This is a genomic window from Sulfitobacter sp. HI0129 (genome assembly GCF_001635395.1).
In the GTDB taxonomy this organism is placed as follows: Bacteria; Pseudomonadota; Alphaproteobacteria; order Rhodobacterales; family Rhodobacteraceae; genus Sulfitobacter.
In genome coordinates, this window is record NZ_LWGH01000550.1 from 1 (window position 1) to 3,671 (window position 3,671).

The following is a 3,671-nucleotide window of genomic DNA, read 5'->3' on the forward strand; positions in this document are numbered from 1 at the left end:
GAGTGCCGCTCAAGGGCCAAAGGAAGTGGCTTCCGATATTCGCAAACGGTTCGCCTCCCTTCGACGGTCTACAAGCTATGTCGACTGGCGCAAACAAAAAGCGCTGTCCAAGGATCTCAGCGGCCTTCTGAACATGATCGAAACCACGATTTCGCCTGTCGATGCGGATGAGGCGTTTGAGTTGCTCTGGTCTTTCCTTCTTCTGGCGCCTTCCATTCACGAGAGGACGGATGACAGCAACGGGACCATCGGGGGGATCATGGGCGACGCGGTAGACCAAATCGCAACGATCTCGCCCAGGATTTCCACCAAAGGTGCCTCCCTCGCCGACCACATGCTCGATGCGATCGTGGATTCTGGCTATGGGGAATTTGACGGGATCATTCCTGCCCTGTCAGATGCCTTGGGCCAAGACGGGCTGGAACACCTCAAATCCCTGACGAATGCCTGGGCAGAAACCCCTCTAACCCGTGATGAGTTGGACCGGTATCGGGGATATGGCCTTTCCTCCAACCCAGAGGACAGCATTCACCGAAACCGGGACCTGACCCGTTCCGTCATCCTTGCCGACATCGCCGACGCGCAAGGCGATGTCGATACCTATATGGCACGATACACACCAGAGCAGTTGACCTATGGAACCATTGCACCTGATGTGGCGCGCAGGCTCCTTGAGGCAGGGCGAGCCCAAGAGGCCTATGACCTGATCCTCAGCGCCCGTGCGGCTGAAGATGGGAAACCCTTCCGGATGTTCCGCTACGATCTGGACGTGGTCTACGAAAACTGCCTTGAAACCCTTGGATTGCGGGATGACCTCAAATACCATCTCTGGGATACATTCGAGCAAACCCTGAGCGCAGCAAGCCTTCGGAAATACCTGAAACTGTTGCCCGACTTCGACGACATTGAGGCAGAGGACAAAGCATTAGATCTGGCGGAAGCCTATCCGTCCCTTGGCGGTGCAATCAATTTCTTGATCGAATGGCCGGCTCAGGATCGGGCGGCAAAGACCGTGTTGTCCAGGGCGGCGGACCTTAACGGGGATTCCTATCATACACTTACGAAAGCGGCTGATGCATTGGAAGCGGACCATCCCCTTGCCGCCACGCTGATGCGCCGCGCCATGGTTCAGGACACACTGGATGGTGGAAAATCCAAGCGATACCGGTATGCCGCCCGCCATCTGGCGGAATGCCAGTCCGCAGATGCGGCCATTGAGGATTACGGCGATTTCCCTACGCATGTCGCCTTCGTGAAATCCCTTCGCGACAAACATGGGCGTAAATACGGGTTCTGGTCCTTGGTTGACGAGTGAGGCCATAGTTCCGCGATGCGTGTTTCTGCAAACCCAGTTCTTTTTGCCCTCTTTGATAAGTGGCGGGGCAATGTTTCTTCTTTGGAATTCGACGGCACTCGTTTTGTGTTTGCCGGTCGCAACCTGCCTTTGGCATCACTGGAGAGCATGCAAAACTGCCCTGTCGTCCGGCCCGGGTGGCTGGGGAACGAACTGTCCATTCCCTTCAGCCGGTCGGGTGCTCCGCTGCGTATTCGCGGCAAGGATAGCGGTGCCCTGGCAGCACTCGGTGACAGCATCGAGAAGGCATGGCGTAATCACAATGTTGAGCGGTACAAGGCACGGTCTGCCGACATAAACACTGTACTTGGCACCGTACGCGATCTGGCGCGCCCCAATATTACCCTGCAGCCTGTCGAATGCAGCCCACATTGGATATCGCAGGCCGCCTCGAACAAGAGGTTTTCAGCAAGCTGAACCAAGAGGCCATCGGGAGCACCCGATTTGGGGAAATCGAAACGATCCGGAACTTCCTATCCGCCCCAGAAACCCAGAGGCAGGCGGCGATAGAGAGGTATGTGGCGTCCCAACTTGAGCTTTGGTCAGATTTTTTTGACAGTTTCGAGTCCAATCCTCTGACCCCGGAACAGCGCCTGTCCATCATCGTGGATGAGGATGCCACCCTGGTTCTTGCCGGAGCCGGTTCCGGGAAAACCAGCGTTATCACGGCAAAAGCCGGATATCTGATCAAGGTAGGTCTTCGTAAACCGCATGAGGTTCTCCTACTGGCCTTTGCTCGGGATGCTGCAGCAGAAATGTCAGAGCGGATCAAAGACCGTTGCGGTGAGCCGGTGGAGGCTCGAACCTTTCATGCTTTAGCCTACGACATCATCGGACAAGTGGAAGGCGGCAAACCTGCCCTTGCTGCGCATGCTACAGATGACAAGGCGTTTCTGGCGCTGATCCGCGATATTCTTGTCGAGTTGGCGCTGAAAGTCTCGGAGGCATCGAAGGCCATTCTCGGTTGGTTCACGTCGGCGCGCCTCGAGGCAAAATCCGAATGGGACTTCCAGAGGAAACACGATTTTTACACCTATCTGGAAAAGGAAGACCTTCGCACGCTCCAAGGGGAAAAGGTCAAGAGTTACGAAGAACTTCTGATAGCCAACTGGCTGTACGAAAATGGCGTCGAATACGAATATGAACCTGATTACGAAGTCGACACGTCCAGCCCGACCCGCCGCAATTACTGTCCCGACTTCCGTCTGACAGAGAGCGGCGTCTATCTTGAGCATTTCGGTGTGCGTAAGCAATCTGGGCAAGGTGGCCAAGAAGTGCTGGTGACAGCACCTTGGGTAGATCGTGATGAATACCTCGAAGGGATGGCTTGGAAGCGACAGGTGCATCAGGAGAATGGAACCATTCTTCTTGAGACCTACAGCTACGAGAATTCAGAAGGCCGTCTGCTCGACGCATTGGCAGAAAAGATCGCGCCTTTCGTGACCCTTAAGCCCCGTCCACGCGAAGAGCTATTCGATCGGGTTATGCAGATGAACCAGGTCGACGGTTTTGTGCAGCTCTTGGGCAACTTCCTGCGGAACTTTAAGAGTGGAGGCTATGCATATGAGGACTGCGAACGCAAAGCGCAGTCCGCAAAGCTTGGCAAACGCGCCGCCGCTTTTTTGTCGGTGTTCAGGCCTGTCTATGAGGCCTATCAGGACCGCCTCGGCACGCGGATCGATTTTGAAGACATGGTATTGCGTGCGGCCAATTATGTTGAAACGGGCCAATACAAAAGCCCGTTTCGCCATATTCTGGTTGATGAGTTTCAGGATATTTCAAGAAGTCGGGCAAGATTGGTCAAAGGCTTGCTTGGCCAACACAGTGATGCCCGCCTGTTTGCGGTAGGGGATGACTGGCAGTCCATCTATCGATTTGCCGGATCTGACATTCATCTGATGCGCAACTTCGGCGAAGAATTCGGCGGGACGTTCAATGGGAAAAGCGGGGTGCATCGAACTGTCGACCTTGGGCGGACCTTCCGGTCCGTCGACAAGATTGCCTTTGCCGCCCGTCATTTTGTTTTGCAAAACCCGACTCAGCTCGAAAAAATCGTAATTCCGGCCGGGACAACGGAAGAAGCGGCTATCCGGATCGTCTCGACCTTCCGCCATGATGGTGAAGAAAAGTTGAGGGGCGTCCTCTCAGAATTACAGTTGCGGGCAGAAGCTGATGGACGTCAGGGCACTGTCTTGATGCTGGGACGCTATCGCCATTCCATGCCAGAGCAAATGAGGGATTTGCGCCGGTCGTTTCCGGATCTGGATATCACCTTCAAGACGATCCACGCCTCCAAGGGGTTGGAAGCTGACCATGT

At 55.1% G+C, this 3,671-nt stretch carries 3 protein-coding genes; all 3 read left to right on the top strand.

Annotated features, from left to right (window positions below):
* Nucleotides 1-1,315 (top strand): DUF6880 family protein (locus A3764_RS14880; protein ID WP_236628205.1); only part of this gene is annotated, 1,315 nt, incomplete at its 5' end.
* 15 nt (nucleotides 1,316-1,330) lie between these two features.
* Entirely contained in the window at nucleotides 1,331-1,771 is a 441-nt protein-coding gene (locus A3764_RS26345; RefSeq protein ID WP_150120954.1) for a hypothetical protein, read from the top strand.
* Nucleotides 1,726-3,671, top strand: a 1,946-nt coding sequence (locus A3764_RS14885) for a UvrD-helicase domain-containing protein (protein ID WP_067951716.1), incomplete at its 3' end; no start/stop codon positions are given. The genes A3764_RS26345 and A3764_RS14885, both read left to right, overlap by 46 nt.

Bases quoted from the DNA above. Each gene is read 5' to 3' on its own strand.
- A3764_RS26345 (WP_150120954.1), top strand. From the start codon at position 1,331: ATGCGTGTTTCTGCAAACCCAGTTCTTTTTGCCCTCTTTGATAAGTGG.